Source organism: Actinophytocola sp. (assembly GCF_050699915.1).
GTDB lineage: Bacteria > Actinomycetota > Actinomycetes > Mycobacteriales > Pseudonocardiaceae > Actinophytocola.
Genome location: NZ_JBOHGA010000057.1, coordinates 12,615 through 32,215, shown reverse-complemented (window position 1 = coordinate 32,215; position 19,601 = coordinate 12,615). Strand labels below are relative to the sequence as shown.

At 71.0% G+C, this 19,601-nt stretch carries 18 protein-coding genes and 1 tRNA gene; 5 read left to right on the top strand and 14 right to left on the bottom strand.

Annotated features, from left to right (window positions below):
- Positions 1-478: alpha/beta hydrolase fold domain-containing protein (locus ACRDSK_RS13265; RefSeq protein ID WP_431440831.1), on the top strand; the 478-nt coding region annotated here is incomplete at its 5' end.
- Between the two features lie 258 nt (positions 479-736).
- Entirely contained in the window at positions 737-2,122 is a 1,386-nt protein-coding gene (locus ACRDSK_RS13260; RefSeq protein ID WP_431440829.1) for a helix-turn-helix transcriptional regulator, read from the top strand.
- On the opposite strand, the gene ACRDSK_RS13255 is transcribed toward ACRDSK_RS13260, so the two are convergent.
- Genes ACRDSK_RS13255 through ACRDSK_RS13205 form a run of 11 tightly spaced genes read right to left on the bottom strand, consistent with a single transcriptional unit; the run spans position 2,112 to position 13,890 of the window.
- The gene (locus ACRDSK_RS13255) at positions 2,112-3,605 is read right to left on the bottom strand and encodes an MmgE/PrpD family protein (protein ID WP_431440827.1); all 1,494 of its coding nucleotides are present in this window, start codon (positions 3,603-3,605) and stop codon (positions 2,112-2,114) included. The two genes, ACRDSK_RS13260 and ACRDSK_RS13255, sit on opposite strands and share 11 nt — an antisense overlap.
- The gene (locus ACRDSK_RS13250; protein ID WP_431440825.1) at positions 3,602-4,120 is read right to left on the bottom strand and encodes a flavin reductase family protein; all 519 of its coding nucleotides are present in this window, start codon (positions 4,118-4,120) and stop codon (positions 3,602-3,604) included. Before ACRDSK_RS13250 ends, ACRDSK_RS13255 begins: the two co-directional genes overlap by 4 nt.
- Positions 4,117-5,058 (bottom strand): diacylglycerol/lipid kinase family protein, encoded by a 942-nt coding sequence (locus ACRDSK_RS13245; RefSeq protein WP_431440823.1) that lies wholly within the window; start codon positions 5,056-5,058, stop codon positions 4,117-4,119. The genes ACRDSK_RS13250 and ACRDSK_RS13245 overlap by 4 nt, the downstream gene beginning before the upstream one ends.
- Before the next feature lie 25 nt (positions 5,059-5,083).
- A complete protein-coding gene (locus ACRDSK_RS13240) occupies positions 5,084-6,406 on the bottom strand; it encodes a cytochrome P450 (protein WP_431440821.1) in 1,323 nt (440 codons plus the stop codon).
- Complete coding sequence (locus ACRDSK_RS13235; protein WP_431440819.1) at positions 6,403-7,701, bottom strand: NAD(P)/FAD-dependent oxidoreductase; 1,299 nt, start codon at positions 7,699-7,701, stop codon at positions 6,403-6,405. The genes ACRDSK_RS13240 and ACRDSK_RS13235 overlap by 4 nt, the downstream gene beginning before the upstream one ends.
- On the bottom strand, positions 7,698-8,864 hold the full coding sequence (locus tag ACRDSK_RS13230; protein ID WP_431440818.1) for a flavin-containing monooxygenase: 1,167 nt from the start codon (positions 8,862-8,864) through the stop codon (positions 7,698-7,700). Before ACRDSK_RS13230 ends, ACRDSK_RS13235 begins: the two co-directional genes overlap by 4 nt.
- Before the next feature lie 3 nt (positions 8,865-8,867).
- Positions 8,868-9,344, bottom strand: coding sequence for a hypothetical protein (locus tag ACRDSK_RS13225; RefSeq protein ID WP_431440817.1), 477 nt, complete (start codon positions 9,342-9,344; stop codon positions 8,868-8,870).
- Between the two features lie 15 nt (positions 9,345-9,359).
- Positions 9,360-9,878, bottom strand: a complete 519-nt coding sequence (locus ACRDSK_RS13220; RefSeq protein WP_431440815.1) for an SRPBCC family protein — start codon at positions 9,876-9,878, stop codon at positions 9,360-9,362.
- Complete coding sequence (locus ACRDSK_RS13215; protein WP_431440814.1) at positions 9,871-11,157, bottom strand: aspartate aminotransferase family protein; 1,287 nt, start codon at positions 11,155-11,157, stop codon at positions 9,871-9,873. Before ACRDSK_RS13215 ends, ACRDSK_RS13220 begins: the two co-directional genes overlap by 8 nt.
- Positions 11,154-12,290, bottom strand: coding sequence for an acyl-CoA dehydrogenase family protein (locus ACRDSK_RS13210; protein ID WP_431440812.1), 1,137 nt, complete (start codon positions 12,288-12,290; stop codon positions 11,154-11,156). The genes ACRDSK_RS13215 and ACRDSK_RS13210 overlap by 4 nt, the downstream gene beginning before the upstream one ends.
- Positions 12,274-13,890 carry an aldehyde dehydrogenase family protein gene (locus ACRDSK_RS13205; protein ID WP_431440810.1) on the bottom strand — a complete coding sequence of 539 codons (1,617 nt, stop codon included), beginning with the start codon at positions 13,888-13,890 and terminating at the stop codon, positions 12,274-12,276. Before ACRDSK_RS13205 ends, ACRDSK_RS13210 begins: the two co-directional genes overlap by 17 nt.
- 192 nt (positions 13,891-14,082) lie before the next feature.
- Between ACRDSK_RS13205 and ACRDSK_RS13200 the strand changes: the two genes are divergently transcribed.
- The 3 genes from ACRDSK_RS13200 (at position 14,083) to ACRDSK_RS13190 (ending at position 15,681) form a co-directional block, all read left to right on the top strand.
- Positions 14,083-15,081 carry a bifunctional lysylphosphatidylglycerol flippase/synthetase MprF gene (locus tag ACRDSK_RS13200; RefSeq protein WP_431440809.1) on the top strand — a complete coding sequence of 333 codons (999 nt, stop codon included), beginning with the start codon at positions 14,083-14,085 and terminating at the stop codon, positions 15,079-15,081.
- A gap of 15 nt (positions 15,082-15,096) precedes the next feature.
- Positions 15,097-15,182, top strand: a tRNA-Arg gene (locus ACRDSK_RS13195).
- A 34-nt stretch (positions 15,183-15,216) separates the two neighbouring features.
- The gene (locus tag ACRDSK_RS13190) at positions 15,217-15,681 is read left to right on the top strand and encodes an SRPBCC family protein (RefSeq protein ID WP_431440807.1); all 465 of its coding nucleotides are present in this window, start codon (positions 15,217-15,219) and stop codon (positions 15,679-15,681) included.
- A gap of 262 nt (positions 15,682-15,943) precedes the next feature.
- Here the strand turns inward: ACRDSK_RS13190 and ACRDSK_RS13185 are convergent, their stop codons facing one another.
- The 3 genes from ACRDSK_RS13185 to ACRDSK_RS13175 all read right to left on the bottom strand — a co-directional run bounded on the left by ACRDSK_RS13185 (position 15,944) and on the right by ACRDSK_RS13175 (position 19,483).
- A complete protein-coding gene (locus tag ACRDSK_RS13185; protein WP_431440804.1) occupies positions 15,944-16,180 on the bottom strand; it encodes a hypothetical protein in 237 nt (78 codons plus the stop codon).
- A 193-nt stretch (positions 16,181-16,373) separates the two neighbouring features.
- The gene (locus ACRDSK_RS13180) at positions 16,374-17,858 is read right to left on the bottom strand and encodes an aldehyde dehydrogenase family protein (RefSeq protein ID WP_431440802.1); all 1,485 of its coding nucleotides are present in this window, start codon (positions 17,856-17,858) and stop codon (positions 16,374-16,376) included.
- Positions 17,855-19,483, bottom strand: a complete 1,629-nt coding sequence (locus ACRDSK_RS13175) for a GMC family oxidoreductase (RefSeq protein ID WP_431440800.1) — start codon at positions 19,481-19,483, stop codon at positions 17,855-17,857. The genes ACRDSK_RS13180 and ACRDSK_RS13175 overlap by 4 nt, the downstream gene beginning before the upstream one ends.
- Positions 19,484-19,601 lie beyond the last annotated feature (118 nt).

Genomic DNA, 19,601 nt, shown 5'->3' with positions numbered 1-19,601 from the left:
CGCCGCGGCGCAGGCGCTCGTGGCGCGCGGTGGCGAGCAGCCCGCCGCGTTGGTGCTGCTCTCGCCGTGGGCGAACCCGGCCAAGCGCGCGTCGCGCCACCGCGACCTGGTGGTCAACCGGCCATGGGGGTTCGCCTGCTCGGACGCGTACCTCGGCGACGGCGACCCGGCCGACCCGGCTTTCGCGCCGCACCTCGGCCCGATGGCCAGGCTGCCGCCGACTTACCTCCACATCGGACTGAGGGAGATGCTCTACGACCAGTGCCTCCAGTTGGCGGTGCTGCTGCGCCGCGCGGGAGTTCCGATGCGCTACGTGGAAGACCCGGTCCTCTGGCACGCCGCGCAGGCGCAGGCCGGGCTCGTGAGCGAGGCCGCCGAGTCGTTGCGTGACGTCGGCGGCTACCTGCGTCGGGTGTTCGACGGGCCGCGTCCGCGCCGTGCCGGTGCAGATGCAGGTGCAGCGTTGATTTCCGACTGATTTTCACATCGGCCTTGTGTTCAGCGGAAAGCGAACTGCGGGCGGGGTTTCCGGCCCCGCCAGCGGCGCGGGCCGTTTGCCGTGACCCTCACCTCAGTGGTTTTCGTAATGGCACGAATCTCTGTGTGCTTTACTGGATCGAGTGTTAACCACGTCGCGGGGGTGAGCTGGCTAGTGCCTGATGCGGGAAGCCGAAGAGCCTGGACCACCGAGCCTCGAGCTGATCCGCGGGCTCCCGTTCCGTCGTCCATCAGCGACGTGCTGTACTTGATCGCGGCGCTGCGCGCGGACAAGTTCGAACCCGAGTCGTTTCGACTGGTCAGTCGCGCGAGCATCTGCCTGATCCGTGGTGATCTCGAGTCCGCGCTGGTCGCGCTCAACCAGGCGCTCGAGCACCTGGACGTGACCCAGTCCGCGTACGCCGACGTCATCGCCTTCCGCATGTTTCTCGGTGCGTTCGTCGATCAGAATACGAGCAGGTGGAAGTCCTGGCAGCCCGGGGACGTCGATCTTGAATTAGGTGCGCCGCGAATTGTGTCGCTTTGCATACGATCAAACGAGAAATGGCACTGCGGAAACCTCTTCGATGGTTTACTTCTAAATCAGAGTGCGATTCAGAGCGCCGAGCGCGACACTCCGATCTGGCACCTGTTCGCCCAGCTCCTGCTCACGAAAAAGCTCTCCGACATGCATGTCTCGTGCCAGGCGGCCGGGGGCATCACGATTATCCAGAACCTGTTGGACAGTTCCGGGCTGCATGCGTTCGAGCCGCTGGTGCCGTCGCTGCGCTCGCTGCTCGACCTGCAGGCGGGCCGGTACGACGAGGCGCTGGAAAAGGTCGACGCGACCATGGCGCTGTCCCGGGAACGGGCATGCACGGTCGGCGTCAAGCTCGCCCTGTCGGTGTCCGCGATGGCGCACCTGGGCCGTGGCGCGCCGGACCGCGCGGCCGAGGCGCTCGCCGCGTACCACGCGAGCAGCACGGGCTACGTGTTGCCGGACTCGGGCGCCCGGGCGGTGGTCGCCGAGATCGTGCTCGTGGCCGCCGACGAGGGCCCGCGCGCGGCAGTGGAGCTGATCCGGGCGAAGTGGCGGGCGCTGGCCACGGGCTCCGGCTGCTTCATCGAGGACCTCACCCGACCGGCCTGGCTGATCGAGATCGCGCGCCGCGCCGGCGACACCGAGCTGGCCGAGCGCACGCTCGGCGCGATCGAGCGGCTGGCCGGCAACAACCCCGGCGTCCCGCTGCTGGAGAAGGCCGCCGGGCACGCGCGCACGGCGTTCGAGGGCCAGCCGCCGACCCTGCCGCCCGTGCTGGACCTGGGGGCGGCCCAGCGCCGCCGCGGCCGCAACGCGCGGCGGCACGTGGTGCGCCGGGCCGAGTCGACGTCGGCGGTGGAGGCCGCCCCGCCGACCCGACCCGTCCCGCTCGCGGCGCTGTCGGAGCGGGAGGACGAGATCGCGCGGCTGGTCGGCCGCGGGATGACCAACCAGCAGGTGGCCAAGCAGCTGGGGATCTCGCCGCACACGGTGAACTTCCATCTGCGCGGCATCTTCCGGAAGCTGTCCATCACCAGTCGGGTCAAGTTGGGTCATCTCATCGCACAGGTCGAGCAGGGCCGGGAGACACCGGTCATCCCGTGACGGCGGCATTCACCACGTGGCGGGTGCGGGACGGGTCGAGCAGGTCGAGCTGCTCGAGCTCGGCCAGCACTCCCGCCGACCCGCCTGCGGAGAGGAACTTCCGTCGCACGATCTCCCGGTGGTCGCGGCGGGTGTCCGGCCCGGCGGAGCCGATCGGCGCCGCGCACGACTCCGTCACGGTGGTGCCGTCGGCCAACTCCATGTTCAGTCCGGCACCGATCGCCATCGTCGCCTCGGCGAACGACTCCTCCGGCTCGCCCAGCGCGGCCAGCAGGGCGGCCGCGTCGTCGCCGGCCCAGGCGGTGAGCTCGGGCAGCTTCAGCGCGCGCTCGCCGGCCTGCCGCAGGGCCTCGCCCAGCGGAGAGGTCGCCTGTGCCATACGCACCGAGACGTCCCAGTCGTGCACCACGTCCACCTTCGCCGCGAGCGCCCAGCGGGCTTCGTCGGCCAGCGCCGCCGGTGCCAGGTCCGCCGGGCCGAACATGCCCGTGAGCAACAGCGTCGCCACGCCGTAGCCGACCGAGAGCGTCGCCGCCGCGGCGCAGGTGCCCGGCCCGGTGAGGAACGGCGCGACCTTGCGCTCCAGCTGCCAGGTAAGCAACGACCCGCGCACGACGATCCGGCGCACCCGCGAGGCGTCCAACGGCCCGTGCGACCGGTGCAGCCGCTCGGCGCAGTCGAAGGCCGCGTGCAGGTACGCGCTGCCGGGGAACCGCTTGTAGGTCAGGGTGTCGGTGTGCCAGCGGCGGCCGAGGCCGAGCGTGACCGTCTCCGGCACCGGCACCACGGACAGGTGCGCGAGCAGGCCCTCCGGCGCCTCGATGATCGACTCCGACCCGGTGAGCCCGGCCGCGGCCGCATCGCACGCGTCCAGCGCCAGCCGCACCGGCGCCGCCGCGCTGAGCGCCTTGAGGTCGCTGGTCACGACGCCGTGGTGCAGCGGCACGGCCAGGATGCCCAGTGCCAGCCCCAGCGCGGACGTCCACTCCGGCCGCGGCGCCCGGCGGGCGTGCAGCCGCGCGACCGCCGCGCTCGCGAGGTGCGTGTGGGTGTTGGTCTGGCCGCGGAAGAACGGGCTGAGGATGGTTGCCGCGGTGATCCGCGCCGCGCACTCGTTGGCTGCGACGACCGCGGTGAGTAGCGCCTCGCCGTCGAGGCAGCCGTGGCGCGCCTCGGCGATCGCGACGTTCACCGCACCCGCCGAGACGTGCCCGGAGTAGGCGACCTCGTCGAAGTCGATCGCGGTGGCCAGCGCCGCGAGGACCTGTGCCGCGCGGTTCGGGTCGTCCTGTGCGGGCGATCCGAACGCCGCGGTGAGCGCCTGCCCGACCGGCAGCCGCAGCGACGAGCGCACGGCCGCGAGGTTCGAGATGAGCTGGCTGCGGGCAGCTGCGCGGGTCTGCTCCGGCACGTCGGCCCAGGTCATCTCCCGCGCCCAGTCGGCGAGCACGCTGGACGTCGTGGCGGCCTGCGTGGCGGTCACCGGTCCGCCCCGGGCGCCGTGAGCACCCGGTACGAGCGGTCATGCCAGGCCAGCGGCCTGCCCCGGCCGACCCGCACCGCCGACAGCCGCCCGTAGACGACGTGGTGGTCGCCCATCTCGGTACTGTCGTACAGGTCGCACCAGCCGACCGCGAGCGTGCCTGCGATCACCGGACGGCCGTGCACCAGCCGGACCTCGTAGCCCAGGTCGACGAAGCGAGTGCTGTCGCTGGGCGGCCGGGCGAACCGGTCGGCCAGGTCGGGCTGGCGGTCGGCGAGCAGGTGCACCGCGAAGCAGCCGGCGTGCTGGATCGCGGTGAGCGTGCGGGAGCCTTGCGCCACGCAGCAGAGCACGATCGGCGGGGTGATCGACACGCTGGTCAAGGTGCTCACCGTGGTGCCGGACCAGCCAGACGGGCCGCACGCGGTGACCACGGCGACCCCGGCGGTCAGCTTCCGGTAGTACTCGCGGCAGGACGCGTCGGTCAGCGTCGGTTCCAGGGTGCCCGCGGTCATCGCGCACCGAACCACGGCGGAGCCTCGGCAGGGGTGAGCACGGCCAGGGCGGCGGGCAGTACGGTCAGGTCGTAGGCTGGGCCGGTGCGCGGCATGACCTCGCCGTCGTGCTCGTACAGCACCGGCTCCCCGTCGACGCGCTCCACGGTGACCCGTTCGCCACGGCCCCAGCACACGCCGGGCAGCTGGTATAGCGTGCGGCCGACGGCGGCCTGACCGAACTCCATCAGGTCCACCGACGCCGGGATCACCGTGATGTCGAGCAGCCCGTCGTCCACAATGGACTCCGGGACGAGGTGCAGCACCCCGCCCCGGTAGGGGAACCCGCCCGCGATGGTCTCGACGATGCCGCCCTCGTAGATCACCTCGCCGTCGACCGACACCCGGCCGGGGTAGGGCACGTAGGTTTCCATCGCGGCCAGCGACGCGGCGATGAGCAGCTCCCGCCCGGTCTCCGGCCGGTTCAGCCGGGCCAGCAGGCTCTCGCCGAACAGGCCGCTGCCCGAGCCGAGCACGACGACGTGGTCGTTCTGCTCGACGCGGGCCAGGTCGAGGTGGCGCACCACGGCCTCGCCGCGCAGCGCGGTCGCCGCGACGGTGTCCCACGGCGCGTCGTCCCACAGGCCGCGGTAGGTGGAGTTGCCGGTGCCCGCGGGCGCGACCAGCAGCGGTGGCACCTCGGCGCCGGCCTCGCCCGCCCGCCGCAGGCCGGTGACGACCTCGCAGATCGTGCCGTCGCCGCCGACGCCGACGATGATGTCCGGGTGGTCCTCGCCGGCCGCCAGCTTGAACGCGAGGTCCGCGGCGTCACCCGCGGCCGTTGTTTCGACGGTCTCCAGCGTGGCCGTGCCGACAGCGGCCAGCGCGGCCACCGCCTTCTCGCCGTCGCCGCCCGCCGCCGGGTTGACGATCGCGGTGACCTGCAGACGTTGGTTCATGGGTTCCTGATCTCTCGTGAGGAGTTCAGCCGAGCCTGCGCACGACGCGGATGCGCGTGCCTTCCTTCGGGATCATCGTGATGTGGTGCATCCGGTCGCCCTCGTCGGCGGGATCGACGGCCTCGATGGCCACCGTGCGCAGGATCGCCGCCACCACCGTCTCGATCTCCACCTGCGCGAACATCGCGCCGATGCACCGGCGGACTCCGCCGCCGAAGGGCAGCCACGCCTGTGCCGGCGGGTTCCCGTCGATCCAGCGCTCCGGGCGGAACTCGGCGGCGTCTGGGCCCCAGAACCGCTCGTCCTGCTGCACCGCGCCGATCGCGGGCACCACGGTTGCGCCGGCCGGGAGCCGGTAGCCGGCCAGCTCGATCGGCTCGGTGAGCCGCCGGGCCACGTTGTGGATCACCGGCCGCACCCGCAGCGCCTCCTTGAACACCGCGGTGCGGTACGGGTCCTTCGGTTCGTCGAGGCCGCGGCGCAGCCGCGCGTGCGCGGCCGGATGCCGCAGCAGCCGCTCGAACAGCCAGGCCAGCCCGACGGCGGTGGTCTCGTGCCCGGCCATCAGCAGCGTCATGACCTCGTCGCGCACGTCCCGGTCGTCGGCGCCGGGGTCCTCCAGCAGCATCGACAACACGTCGGTGCGCTGGTCGCGTTTCGGGTCGCGGCGGCGCAGCGCGATCTCCTCGTAGATCAGCCGGTCGGCGTGTTCCAGGTCGCGCACGAACTTGCGCCACGGCCAGACCTTGCCGAGCTCCGGCCGGATCAGCACGAGGATCCCGGACAGGTCCATGTCGGCGACCTTGTGCAGCGCGTCGCTCAGCGCGGCCGCGCGCCGCGGGTCGTCGACGCCCAGTACCGCCTTGACGATGATCTCCAGCGTGAGCGCGTAGGAGCGGTCGAGGAACCGGAACGGGCGGTCGACCGGCCAGCGCCGCGCCTCGTTCTCGGCGATCTGGCGCATGGTGTCGACCAGCGCGGCGATCCGCTCGTGGTGGAACGGCGGCATCATCCGCTTGCGTTCCGGCTTGTGCTCGGGGGCGTCGAGGGTGAGCAGCGAGTTGCGGCCGACGATCGGCAGCAGGTTCCAGTTGCCCTTGCCGCCGTGGAAGATCTCCGGCGCGCCGCGGAACACCTCGCGGATGTGCTCCGGGTCGCGCAGGATGACGAACGGGCCGTGCGGGATCAGCCGCAGCGTCACGATGTCGCCGAAGCGGTCGAACATCTGTGGCAGGTAACGCTGGCGCTCGCGCCAGTAGCGGAATGTCTGCTTCACCGGCGAGGTCGATGGTCCCGGCGGCAGGCCCGTGGCCTGCGGCGGGCTGGTCGTGTTCGCGACGGCCTTCATGACAGCCTCTCCGTCGGTCGGTCGGACTGCCCGGCGGACAGCCGGGCGAGGTAGCCGTCGAGCACCCGGTCGGCGAGCCCGCCGCGCGGGATCCACGGCGCCTTCGGCCGCAGCCAGGGCAGGGCGAACGACAGGTGGTCCTTCTCGCCGGTGGCGATCCAGCGGGCCACGTGCGCACCGTTGGACACCGACACCGCCAGCCCGTGCCCGTTGCAGCCGCCGACGTGGAAGATCCCGGGTTCGCGCGGGTCCGCACCGACTACGGGCAGCCCGTCGCGCGTCATCCCGACCGGCCCGGCCCACGCCGACTCGATGTCCACATCGGACAGTTCGGGGGCGAGCGCGCGCACCGCGGCGCGCAGCCTGCCCGGCGCCGGAGCCAGTGAACCGAGGGTGCCGCGGCGCACCACGCCGCCGCCGACCACGATCCGGTCGTCGGCGGTGAGCCGGAAGTACGGCGACAGCTCACCGTGCTCGATCACCGGGTCGCCGCGCAGACCCTCCAACGCGGCCAGTGCCTGTGGGGTCAGCTTGCCTGTCACGCCGGCCTGCACCCGGAGCCCGAACACCCCGCGAGGGGTGCCCGGGATGCCGCCGTAGGCGTTGAGCGCCACGACGACATGGTCGGCGGCGAGCTCCCCCTCGTCGGCGCGCACGGTTGTGAGCAGCCCCGGCCGCACCTCGCGCACCGGGCTGCGCTCGTAGATCGTCACGCCGCGCTGCTCGGCGATCCGGGCCAGCTGCCCGGTGAGCGCGGCCGGGTCGAGCGTCGCCGCGGGCTCGTAGCGCAGTGCGCCGAGGTAGCCGCGTGCGAACGGCGGCAGCTCTCGCTGCGCGACGGGTGTGATCGGCAGCTCGAGCGCGCGGGCCGCGTCGGCCTCGCGCTGCTGGGTTTGCGCCGCCGCCTCGTCCGGCGCCACGACCAGCTGTCCGCCCTGGGTCAGGTCGCACTCGATCTGGTACTCCTCGATGAGGGCGAGCACGGTGCGCACCGCCTCGACCGACCACAGATGGGCCGCACGGGCCACGTCGTCGCCGAAGCGGCGGCGCGCCACCGCGACCGGCGGCCCGACCCGGGGGCCGAGCAGCCCGGTGCCGCGTCCGCTCGCGCCGGCCGCGACGTGGTCGGCCTCGACCACGGCGATCCGCAGGTCCGGGGCGAGCCGGGCCAGCTCCGCCGCGGCGGTCAGGCCGGTGAGACCGGCCCCGACCACGGCGACGTCGCACCGGAGGTGGCCGCGCAGCCGGGGACGCGAGGCGGTGTCACCGGTCGCGCTCCACGGGGTCGCGTTCATCGCCACCGCCCGGACAGGCGCCGCTGACCGCTGACCGCGCGGGCGATCGCCCGCGCGTCAACGGCCATGTCCGGAATCTGCCCCGAAGGCACGCGGAAGCCGGTGAAGTACAGGCCGGGCGCGTGCGGCGCGGTCTGGCCGCCGTGCGCGATCGGCCTGCCGCCGGGCTGCGCGAGCACCCCGAGGTGTCCGAGCAGCCCCTCCAGCCCCGGCCGCTGGCCGGTGGCGGAGACGACGACGTCCGGCTTGATGCTGGTCCCGCCGTCGAGCAGCACCGCCTTGCGGTCGAAGCCGTTCACGCCCGGCACGATCTCGACCACGCCGTCGCGCACCGCGTCGACCAGGCCGCGGTCGATCGAGCCGTACGTGTGCCCGGACCGGGCGATGCCGTCGAGAGTGCCCTCGGTCGGCGGGTGCAGCCCGTACCTGCTCAGGTCCCCCCACTGCATGCGGTGCATCAGCAGGCTGACCCGGTTCACCAGCCGAGGTGGCATCTTCGCGTGCTTGACCGCCTGGCTCAGCAGCGACGTCAAAGGGCTGAGCTTGAACAGCAGCGGATTGTGCCGGATCGACATCCGCACCCGCGACGCCCCGGCCGCGGCCACCGCCACCGCGATGTCGATGCCGGTCGGGCCACAGCCGACGACGAGAACATCCTTGCCCGCGAACGGTTCCGGCACGGTGTACGTGCGCGCGTGCAGGAACTCGCCCTCGAAGTCCTCCAGCCCCGGCCAGTCCGGCACGTACGTCCTGCGGTGCAGGCCGGTCGCGATCACGAGGTGGTCGGTGGTCAGCTCGCCGATCGAGCTGCGCAGCACCCACCGCCCGCCCTCGAGGTCGACCCGGTGCACCTCGGTGCCGAACCGGATGTCCGGGTCGAGCACCTCGACGTACTTGCGCAGGTAGTTGAGGAAGTCGTTGCGCATCGGCCAGGGGCCGAACTCCGCGGACAAGCGCATTCCCGGCAGGTGGCTCAGCCGACGCCACGAGTTCATCCGCATCGACGGGTAGTAGCTTCGCCAGGTGGAGAAGGCGACCTGCTCGCGGTCGAGGGCCAGCGGGTCCAGCCCGGCTTCCTTCAGCGTCCAGGTCGCCGCGAGCCCGGCGGGACCGGCGCCGATGACGATCGGGCGTGCACTGTTCAGCGACACGACGTTCTCCATGGGTCAGATCCGTTCCGGCTGGGGCTGCCTCGGGTGCCGCGGCTTGTCGACGTTCTGGTCGAACGTCGCGAATCCGGGCACCGGCGCGGGTTCGAAGGGCACCCGGAAGGACTTCAGGAAGTTGCCGAAGATCGCGCGGTCGCCGCACAGGTGGATCGGCACAGCGAGCAGCGCCCACTCGAAGCCCCAAACCGCGATCCACACGCCGAGCACGACAGCCTGGCTGATCATGCTGTGCATCACGTTGTAGAGGACGTAGTAGACCTTCGAGATCTTCTTGTCCGGGGAGCGCCGGTAGGCGATCGCGCCGGGCAGGTAACCGATCACGTCGATGTAGGCGAACAGCAGCACCGCGGGTATCCAGCGGACCTCGCCGATGTGCATGAGGAACAGCACGCTGCTCAGCACGAGCGCGACGCCGTACTCCGCGCGCAGCAGCAGGAGCGTCGTGCGGCTCTCGAAGCGGTTGATGTGGTCCATCTCTGCTCCTGTGGATCAGGCGGTCAAAGCGGTGTCGGGTTCGCGCCTGCGCTGCAGCCGTGCGGTCACCGCGGCGGCGATCGCCGGGTCGCCGACCACGGCGGCCTCGCCGAGCAGCTGGTGCACGATCAGGGCGATGCCCTCCTTGAGGACCTTCGTGGCGATCGGCTCGAGCACCCCGGCCAGGCTGGGAATGCCGAAGTCGAACGTCGTCTCGAAGCTGACCTCGCAGCCGCCCGGCGCCGGGGTCACCGTCCACGAGCCGCGGAAGACCTCGAAGTCGCCGGTGGTCTGCTCGAACACGATCCGGCGCTGGTCGGGCTGGAAGTAGTCCACCTCGGTCCAGCGCAGCGGGCCGTTGCGGAAGACGATCTCCCAGTCGCTCATCAGGGCGCCCGCGCCCTCGTCGCCGTGCACGACAACGGAGTTGACCTCGTCGACGAACTCGGGGTACCGCTCGAACTCGCAGATCCGGCGGTACGCGGCGTCGGCGTCGGCGGTAAAGGCTCGCAGGGTCAGTTCCAGGCTACGCATGAGACACCTCGTGGTCGGGGTTGTGCTTGGCGACCTCGGCGGCCGCGCGCTCGAACCGTTCGATCAGGAACTCCACATCGGACTCCGCCAGCGTCGCGGGTGGTGTGAACCGCACGACGTGGTCGGAGTTGAGGGAGATGTTCGCGACGACGTCGTTGGCGACCAGCGCCAGCAACAGGTCCGCCGTCAGTGCGGGGTCCGCGAAGTCGACCCCGATCAGCAGACCGGCACCGCGCACCTCGCACCGGTGGTGCGCCAGCTGCTCGGTGACGATCCGTTGGAACTCCGGCACCAGCCGCTCGCCCAGCCGCGCCGCGCGTTCGACCAGGCCGTCCTCGTTGATGGCTCGGATCGACCCGCACACCGCGGCCATCCCCAGCGGTGCCGCGGAGAACGTCGACGTGTGCAGGACCGGGTCGCGGTCCAGCACCGCGAAGACCTCCTCGGTGGCGATGGTCGCGGCGACCGGGACGATGCCGCCGCCGAGCGCCTTGCCGGAGAGCAGGATGTCCGGGCGTACGCCCTCGGCCGCGCATCCCCACCACGCGCCGAGCCTGCCCAGCCCGGTCTGTATCTCATCCACGACGAGCATCGCGTCGTACTCCGAGCACACGGCGCGGACCGCGCCGAGGTAACCCGGCGGCGGGATGTTCACCCCGCCCTCGCCCTGGACCGGCTCGAGGAACACGCACGCCTGTCCGGGGTGGCGCTCCAGCACCGCGGTGAGTGCGGCGACGTCTCCGAAGGACACGTGCGAGACGCCCGGCAGCAGCGGCCGGAACGGGTCCTGGAAGGCGGACTTCGCGGTCACCGACAGCGCGCCGATCGTCTTTCCGTGGTACCCGCCGTGCATGGAGACCAGGTGGTGCTTGCCGCCCAGCCGGGCCAGCTTGATCGCCGTCTCGGTGGCCTCGGTGCCCGAACACGAGAAGTGCACGCGCTCCAGCCCCGGCGGGGTCACCGACATCAGCGCCTCGGCGGCGCGCGCGGCGGCCGGCTCGAGGAAGATCCGGGTGCCCATCGGGTGGGTGTGCAGCTGCCGCTCGACCTCGGCGACCACGGTCGGGTGCCGGGCGCCGGTGATCAGCACGCCGTAGCCGGCGGCGTTGAAGATCCGCCGCCCGTCGCTCGTGGTCAGCCATGCGCCGGACGAGGCCACCTCGACATGCCCGCCCAGTACGTCGGCCAACCGCGCCCGTCCCGAGCTCATCCGCCGCCGGTAGGTGCGCGACACCTCCGCCCGGTCGATGTCGCCGGTGACTTCGGTGCCGGGGTTCACGCGATTCTCAGGACGTCGCCGGCGAAGTTCTCCACCAGGGCCCGGCGGGTGGCCGAGCGGGACGGCGGGTGGAAGTTCACGCACTGGCAGGCCGCGATCAGGTAGGCGACATCGGGGGAGGAGATGAACGCCATCCCGCCCAGCGCCTCGACCGCCATACTCGCGACGTCCACGACCGCCTCCTGGGCGCCGTAGCGGGCGACCATGGCCTTGGTGAGGGCGGCGTTGTCGCCCTCCTTCGCGATCAGTTGGCGGCCGATGCCTTCCAGCAGCAGCGTCGCCGTCTCCAGGCGGACCCCCAGGTCCGCCTTGATCTCGGTGCCCAGCCGCGGGCTGGCGAACGCGCGCTCCACGAGCGCGCTGGCCATTCCGACGTAGGAGGCGGTGATGAGCATCTCGAACCACATGAACCCGATGGTCTGCAGCTCGTCGACCTCGCCGCGGTCGCCGACCTCGGTAGGCACGAGCAGCCGCTCGTCGACGAAGACGTCGGTCAGCCGCACCTCGTCGCTCTCCGCGCCGCCCAGGACGTTGCTGCGCCAGAACGGGTGCACCGACACGCCGGGGGTGGCGGCCGGGATGAGCATCGCCACGTTCTCCGTGCCGCCGCCATCCTTGGGCACCGAGACGCTCGCCGAGAGCAGGTCCATCGATGCGGACATGCTGCACGGCTTCTTCGAGCCGTTGACCACGATCCCGCCGTCCTTGCGGACGCCGCCGACAGTCGGGGAGAGGATGCTCTGTCCCGGGTTGCCCTCGGCGAAACCGGACGACACCAGCAGGTTCTGCGAGGCGATGCCCTCCAGCAGCGCCCACTCCAGCCCGCTGGAGCGCAGACTCTCGGCGAGGGTGAAGATCGTCGCGACCGAGAAGTGGTGCATTGTGGAAGCTACGGCCAGCGACGGCGAGGTGGCGGCGATCGCGCGGGTCACCTGGATCGCCTCCAGCGGCGACACTCCGAGACCGTCGTAGTCCTTCGAGATCACCAGCGCCGGGCCGCCCGCGGCCTTGAACAGCTCCAGCCCGGGGTTGTCGGGCTTCTCCAGGTCTGCCAGCGGAATGTCCGCCAACTTGCCCAGCAGGCCCGGGAGATGGGTCTCGCAGACCTCGCGGGCCTCATCGAGTGTGCGCATCGTGCTCTTCCTTGACCGGTCGGATGATGGAAACCCCCTGCACGTGGGTGGTGCGCAGCACGGGGTAGTTGGCCTCGCCGAACGCGCCGCCGGTCAGCCCGGTGCCACCGTGCGAAGGCAGCGGCGCGGTGAACGCGATGTGCGAGTCGTTGACCTTGAGCAGCCCACCCTTGACGGTCTGCGTGACGAACCTGTCGATGACCGACTCGTCGTTGGCCCACAAGGAGTTCCGCAGCCCGTACGGGCTGGTGTTGACGAACTCGACGAAGCTGTCGAACAGCGCCTCGTCCTCCGCGGCGTGCGGCACGACGATCGGCATCAACGGGAAGAACGTCTCGTTCCGCACCGCCTTCAGCTCGCGCGCCCGGGTCAGGCCGTCGACCCGCAGCACGGTCGGCTCCAGGAAGAAGCCGGCCTCGTCGCGGGTGCCGTCGATCTGCATCCCGTGCCCGCCGGTGACCAGCGTGGCGCCCTTCTCGAAGGCGTCTTCGAGGTAGCGGTTGAACTTGTCGTGGCGCAGGACGGGGGAGAGCAGTACTCCTTCCTCGTCCGGGTAACCCGGCTTGAGTGCGGCGGTCTTGGCCACGACGAGCGCGATCAGCTCGTCGGCCACTGCCGGGTGCACCACGGCCTGGTTCGGCACCATGCACAGCTGGCCGGAGCCGTAGAAACCCTCCACCACCGCGTCCGCCGCGCGGTCGAGGTCGGCGTCGCGCCAGACCAGGACGATGTCGTTGCCGGCCAGTTCGAGGATCGGCTTCTTGCCCGCCTCCACGCAGCGGCGCTCGATCTTCAGCCCGGGCGCCACGTCGCCGAAGTACATGATGTCGTCGACGTGTTCGCTCTCGATCCAGGCGTCGAGCATCGGCCCGGGATGTCCGCACACGACGTTCAGCAGGCCGGGCGGGGCGCCGAGCTCGTCGAGCACCGGCGCGACGATCTTGCGCAGCACGTAGGACACGCCGAACGGCGCGGTCCGCGGCGCGCGCACGACCACGGCGTTGCCGCCCGCGATGCTCGTGGTGCCGAGCAGTGCGCTGACCAGCGGCGCGTTGGCCGGCGGGTTGACGCACACGACGCCGTCTGGCTGACGGCGCACGATGTTGCGCCGCTCACCGATGGCGAACTCCTGCCACAGCTGCGAACGCTGGAATTCGGTGGCCTCTGGGCGCGTCAGCTCGTACATCCCGGACAGCTCCCAGCGGGCCAGCTCGAGTGGGTGGCCCTCCAAGGTGAGCATCTCGATCAGCTCGTCCTCGTTGTCGCGGACCGCCTGGCGCAACAGCCGGTTCCAGTCCGCCAACCGGACCGACAGCGCAACGGAGCGCCAGATCCTGGTGGCTTCCGCGGCGGCAGCCAGCGCGTCCTCGATGGTCTCCTTCTCCGCGACCGAGACCCGCCCGACCAGCACGCCCGGTGGGGCGTCAGCGGTCGAGACGCGGCCGGCCTCGAGGTTCCGCTTGAGCGTCAGGCTCGCGAACGAGTCGTCCAAGACGGCGCGCGCGGACAGCGCGTACACCCAACTACCGCTCTCGACGTCCTTGCCCCGCACGAAGCTGCCCAGTGACGGCAGCTGATGTGCTTCGACGTTCGTACCCAAACCCCGACCCCGCAATCTCGGTTCCGATGGCGGCGCGGTTGTCGTTGACACTTCGCCGCCAGAGTCCGTGGGGAGTATCGGCAGACGGCCCTGAAACGCCCCTGACACTTTCCGCCGTGCGAAGTCGTCCCGACGTCAGAGGCGTCCCCTAACGTCGTCCCCAGCGAATCACCAAGTGAGGGGAGGAGGAACGTGACGGTGCCGGAAGCGCTACGCCAGCGAGGTTGGACGCTTTCCGCTCTCCAGCGCTACGCGGACAACCCCAGCGCGTTCCTCGCGCTCAACGAGGGCAACGAGTACTTCCGGGCCGAGGGCCTGGACGGCTATGTGTGCTACCGGGAGCACGGCAAGCGCTGGATCCAGTTCGGCGGCCCGTTCACCGAGGAGGCGACGCGGGCGCGGCTGCAGCGCAGCTTTCTCGACCACGCGCACGCCGACGGACGGCGGGTCGTCGGCGTCCAGCTGCTGCGCGCAGACGCCGAGCTGTTCGCCGAGATGGGCCTGACGGTCAACCAGGTCGGCGCGTCCTACGCGGTCGAGCTGGCGAGCCACAGCCTGCGTGGCAAGAAGTTCGTCCGGCTGCGCAACAAGATCTCCCGCGCGCTGCGGGCGGGTCTGGAGATAGTCGAGGCCGACCCGGAGTCGGTGGCGGACGACATCGAGCACATCGACCGGCAGTGGTTGCGCGAGAAGGGCAAGCACACCAAGGAGCTCTCGTTCCTGGTCGGCGAGGTCGGCGGACCGTGGCAGCCGCTGCGCAAGCTGTTCGTTGGCCGGATCGCGGGTGAGCCGATCGCCTACATCTCGTACGCGCCGGTGTACGGCTCGCGCCCGGGCTGGCTGCACGACCTGAGCCGGCGCATGCCGGACTGCCCGCCGGGGGTGATGGAGGCGATCAACGCCCATGTCATCGACCACATCAGGGAACGGGACGCGGCCTGGCTACATTTCGGGTTCACCCCGTTCACCACGCTGGACGGCAGTCATCGGCTGCCGACCGAAAGCAGGGTGGCGGCGAAGATCATCACGCTGCTGGCAGAGCACGGTGATCGAGTGTATCCGGCGAAGAGCCAGCTGGAGTACAAGCTGAAGTGGAATCCGACGGCGGTGCTGCCGGAATACTTCGCATTCGACGGCGGGATCTCGCCGCGTTCGCTGTGGAGCGTGCTGCGGGTGACGAACATCGTCTGATCCCGCAGTGTTGATGGAAGGGTACCCGAAGTGGCCTACGGGGTCCGGACTTCGGTTCGGTCGGGTGCATGCCCACGCAGGTTCGAATCCTGCCCCTTCCGCGTAGCCGAATCCCTAGACGAAAGGAATCCCGGCATGACCGAAGTCAGCTTCGTGGAGGAGTGCGCCGCGCCCGTCGAGGTCGCCTTCGCCTACCTCGCGGACTATCGCAACGTCCTCGACTACTGGCACGGCATGACGAGTTTCGAACCGGTCGGCAACCTCGACCGCGGCTTCGGCTCGACGTTCCGGTCCGAGACCAAGATCGGCCCCTCGACGCTGAAGTCGACCATCCGCACGGTGGAGTGGGAGGAGAACGTCCGCCTCGCCTACCGCGCGGTCACCGGGATGGACTCCGCCACCAGCTTCGACCTCACCCCGATCGACGAGAACCGCAGCCGGGTCGCCTTTCGCGTCGAGTTCCAGCTGCCCGGCGGCATCGCGGGCAAGGCCATGGAGCGCACGCTCATGCCGTTCGTCAACACCGCCGCTCGCAAGACCGCCGAGAACCTCGTCCGCGGCATCGCCGCACGCCACGCGGCCGGCAGCGCTCACGACTGACCAGTACGCCCCATCGTCCGTCCACACCGGACGTGGCGGTCGATGGCGTCCTTGTCGTTCCTGGTGGCGGAGCGCCGAACCGCGCCGCCGCGGCATCGCCACCCGCCGACGACGCGCGCCCCCTAACCTCGATCTTTCATCTGGGTGTGGGACGGGGTGTTGGGGTTGGTTCCGCTGTGCCTGTTTCGGTTGTGTGCAGGGGTTGTTCGCGGCGCTGGGTCCGCTGGTTGTGGTTGCTTTCGTGGGGTCGGGGTCGTGTGGTTCAGGCGGCGAGGAGCGCGGCGTAGCCGGTGTCGATGAGGTGGTTCCAGGGCCAGTCGCGGGGTAGTCGGAGTCGTTGTCGGCGGCCGCTGCGGATGATGCGGCCGGCGACCGCGGTCGCCACGTCACACACGATCTTCCCCGGATCGTGGGTCGCTCGCCGGCCACACCACGGCGCGAGCGCGACCGACAACGCCCGCTGCGCCCCGGACACGCGCAGCACCTTCCGGATCAACACCCCACCAGCAGAGGACACCAAACCACTCGCGCGCCGGATCAAGAACCACACCCGAACCTGAGATAGCTTCACCTACGGAGTGCCTTCCCGCTCGGCAACCTTGAGACTTCGCAATCCCAAGAATGCCTTGCAGGACAGGCACTTCCGTGCATCTACCGCCAGATGTCGCCCACCACCTCACGAAATCTCGAGGCTAATGCCTGCCGTGCAGCAGTGTCATCACCTTCGCCACGAGCGCGTCCGTCTTCGGTGTGCGAGCGAACGTGGTGAGCGCCAGCGGCGCGGCGAACCGTTGCCGCGTCACCGACTGCGCGTACGCGAACTCGCGCAGTCCCTCCGGTCCGTGGATCCGACCGAACCCGGAGTCGCCGACCCCGCCGAAGGGCAGCGCCGGGATCCGCGGGTAGGAGAACACCGCGTTCAGAGCGACCATCCCGCAACGCAGCCGCTCCGCGAGATGCTGCCCGCGCCCGCCGAACACCGCCGCGCCCAACCCGTAGCCGGTGGCGTTGGCCAGTGCGACCGCCTCGTCCATGTCGCGCACCTTCGTCACCGTCAGCGTCGGCCCGAACGTCTCCTCGGTCACCGCTGGGGCGTCCTCCGGCACGTCGACCAGGATCGTCGGCTGCACGACGTTGTCCGCGATCCCGTCCGACCCGCCGAGCACCACGCGCCCGCCTGCGGCGACGGCGGTGTCGATGTGCCGCCGGATGATGCCGACCTGCGCGGGCAGCGTGATCGGCCCGAGCTGCGCCTCCGGGTCGCTGCCGGCGCGCGCCTTCCCCGCGATGGCCACGAGCTTCGCGAGGAAACTCTCGTAGACGCGTTCGTGCACGTACACCCGTTCGGTGCCGATACACGACTGTCCGGCGTTGGCCATGCCCGCCCACGCCGTCGCGTCGGCGGCCGCGTCGAGGTCGGCGTCGGCGTCGACGAGCAGCGCGTCCTTGCCGCCGCACTCGGCGACCAACGGGGTGAGCGTCGGCGCGCACGCCGCCATCACCTTCTTGGCCGTCGCGGTCGAGCCGGTGAACGCGATCTTGTCCACGCCCGCGCCGCACAGCGCCGCGCCGGTCGAGCCGTCGCCGGTCACCAGTTGCAGCACCGGGTGCTCTCCGACCACCTGGCCGAACGCCTCCACCAGCCACGCGCCGGTGCCCGGCGTCAGCTCGCTTGGCTTGAACACCACGGCGTTGCCCGCGGCCAGCGCGTACGCGATCGAGCCGAGCGGGGTGAACACCGGGTAGTTCCACGGTCCGATCACACCGACCACGCCGAGCGGCTGGTACTCGACCGTCGCGGCCTGGTTCGCCATCAGCAGGCCGACCTTGGCGCGCCGCCGACCCAGCACCTTCGGTGCGTTCCTCGCCGCCCACGCCAGGTGGTCCAGCGTCAGCGCGATCTCCAGCATCGCGTCGGAGTGCGGTTTCCCGGTCTCATCGTGGATCACACCGGCCAGCTGCGCCGCGCGCCGGGCCAGTACGCCGCGGAAACGGTCGAGCCGCTCGCCGCGCTCGGCGTAGGACAGGCGGGACCACCACGCCGCCGCGACGCGGGCGCGCTCGACGGCGGCGCGCACCTCCGCCTCGGTGCGGATCGGGTGCTCGCCGACCAGGTCGCCGCAGCCGGGGGCATGCACGGCGAAGCCGTTGGTGCGCGCAGGGTGGATCGTGGTCATCGGGTCGCCTCCTTCGTGGTGGTGACGGGGGCGGGCGTACGGCCGCGGATGAGGTCCGCGGCCTTCTCCGCGATCATCACGGTGGGCGCGTTGGTGTTGCCGCGCACCACCCGGGGCATCACGGACGCGTCCACGACGCGCAGCCCGTCGACGCCGTGCACCCGCAGCTCCGGGTCCACCACGGACTGCTCGCCGGTGCCCATCGCGCAGGTGCCGACCGGGTGGTAGAGCGTCTGGGTCCAGGACTCGATGTGCTCGCGCCAGGCCTCGTCACCGATTTTGTCTACAGTGGATGGAAGGTAAGCGCCGTCGAGGTAGCGGGCGAGCGGTGCCTGCCGCGCGATCTCGACGAGCTTGCGCAGCCCGGCGACCATCGCGTCGGTGTCGGCGGGCTCGGCGAAGTACGCCGGGTCGATGTCGGGCTTCCAGCGCGGGTCGGGCGAGCGCAGCCGCAGCCTGCCGCGGCTGGCGACGTCGACCAGCGTGGCCGCGGCGGTGAACATCCGGCCGACCGGCTCGCGCAGGCCGTTGTCGTAGAACCCGGTTGGCGCGACGTGGAACTGCATGTCCGGCGCGGTCGCGCCGTCGCGAGTGGAGATGAACCCGCCCGCCTCGCCGATGTTCGACGTCAGCGGCCCGGTGCCGAGCAGCTGCCACTGCACGAGCCGGCGCGGGCTGACGTGGTCGACGGCGATGTCGGTGGTGCCCTTGGTTCGCCACAGGATCGGCGTGGCCGGGTGGTCGTGCAGGTTCTCCCCGACACCGAGCAGGTCGGCCACGACCTCGACGCCGACTTCGCGCAGGTGCGCGGCGGGGCCGATGCCGGAGAGCATGAGCAGCTGCGGCGAGTTGATCGCGCCACCGGAGAGCACGACCTCGCCGTCGGCGAACGCCGTGTGCGTCTCGCCGCCCCTGGTGTACTCGACGCCCACCGCGCGCGTGCCCGCCAGCACCACCCGGGTGACGAACGCGCCCGACCGGACGGTGAGGTTGGGCCGCGTCATCGCGGGCCGCAGGTAGCCGTCCGCGACCGACCAGCGCCGGCCTCGGTGGCAGGTCACCTGGTAGCGGCCCGCGCCGAGCTGGCTGGCGCCGTTGACGTCGTCGTTGGCCGGCAACCCGCCGGCCACCGCTGCCGCGATCCAGGCATCGGTCAGCTCATGGGTGTAGCGGCGGTCCTCGACGCGCAGCGGGCCGGTGGTGCCGTGGAACGGCGCGCCATGGCGGCTGTTGGTCTCCGCGCGTACGAAGTAGGGGAGCACGTCGTCGTAGCCCCAGCCGACCGCGCCGAAGTCGCGCCGCCAACCGTCGTAGTCGGCGCGGTTGCCGCGGACGTAGATCATCGCGTTCATCGACGAGCAGCCGCCGAACGCCTTCATCCGCGGCCAGAGCGCGCGCCGCCCGCCCATGTGCTTCTGCGGGGACGTCTCGTAGTTCCAGTCCCAGCGTGTCTTGAACAGACTGGCGAAGGCGGCCGGGATCTTGATCTCGTCTGCTTCGTCTGGCGGGCCCGCCTCCAGCAGTAGCACGGAGACCGCCGGGTCCTCGGACAGCCGGTCGGCCAGTACGCAGCCGGCGCTGCCCGCGCCGACGATCACGTAGTCGAACGACTTCCGCATGGACATCGCTGCCTCCGACCGGTCCGGTGGTGGGTGGCTCCCAGCATCGGGGGTGGCGCGTGTCACGCGCTCGGTCCGCGGGCCCAATGTTTGCCTGCCGCATTGTGCGGCGGTACAAACCGAA

Bases quoted from the DNA above. Each gene is read 5' to 3' on its own strand.
- ACRDSK_RS13250 (WP_431440825.1), bottom strand. From the start codon at position 4,120: ATGACCGCGGGCACCCTGGAACCGACGCTGACCGACGCGTCCTGCCGC.
- ACRDSK_RS13245 (WP_431440823.1), bottom strand. From the start codon at position 5,058: ATGAACCAACGTCTGCAGGTCACCGCGATCGTCAACCCGGCGGCGGGC.
- ACRDSK_RS13240 (WP_431440821.1), bottom strand. From the start codon at position 6,406: ATGAAGGCCGTCGCGAACACGACCAGCCCGCCGCAGGCCACGGGCCTG.
- ACRDSK_RS13235 (WP_431440819.1), bottom strand. From the start codon at position 7,701: ATGAACGCGACCCCGTGGAGCGCGACCGGTGACACCGCCTCGCGTCCC.
- ACRDSK_RS13230 (WP_431440818.1), bottom strand. From the start codon at position 8,864: ATGGAGAACGTCGTGTCGCTGAACAGTGCACGCCCGATCGTCATCGGC.
- ACRDSK_RS13225 (WP_431440817.1), bottom strand. From the start codon at position 9,344: ATGGACCACATCAACCGCTTCGAGAGCCGCACGACGCTCCTGCTGCTG.
- ACRDSK_RS13220 (WP_431440815.1), bottom strand. From the start codon at position 9,878: ATGCGTAGCCTGGAACTGACCCTGCGAGCCTTTACCGCCGACGCCGAC.
- ACRDSK_RS13210 (WP_431440812.1), bottom strand. From the start codon at position 12,290: ATGCGCACACTCGATGAGGCCCGCGAGGTCTGCGAGACCCATCTCCCG.
- ACRDSK_RS13190 (WP_431440807.1), top strand. From the start codon at position 15,217: ATGACCGAAGTCAGCTTCGTGGAGGAGTGCGCCGCGCCCGTCGAGGTC.
- ACRDSK_RS13180 (WP_431440802.1), bottom strand. From the start codon at position 17,858: ATGACCACGATCCACCCTGCGCGCACCAACGGCTTCGCCGTGCATGCC.
- ACRDSK_RS13175 (WP_431440800.1), bottom strand. From the start codon at position 19,483: ATGTCCATGCGGAAGTCGTTCGACTACGTGATCGTCGGCGCGGGCAGC.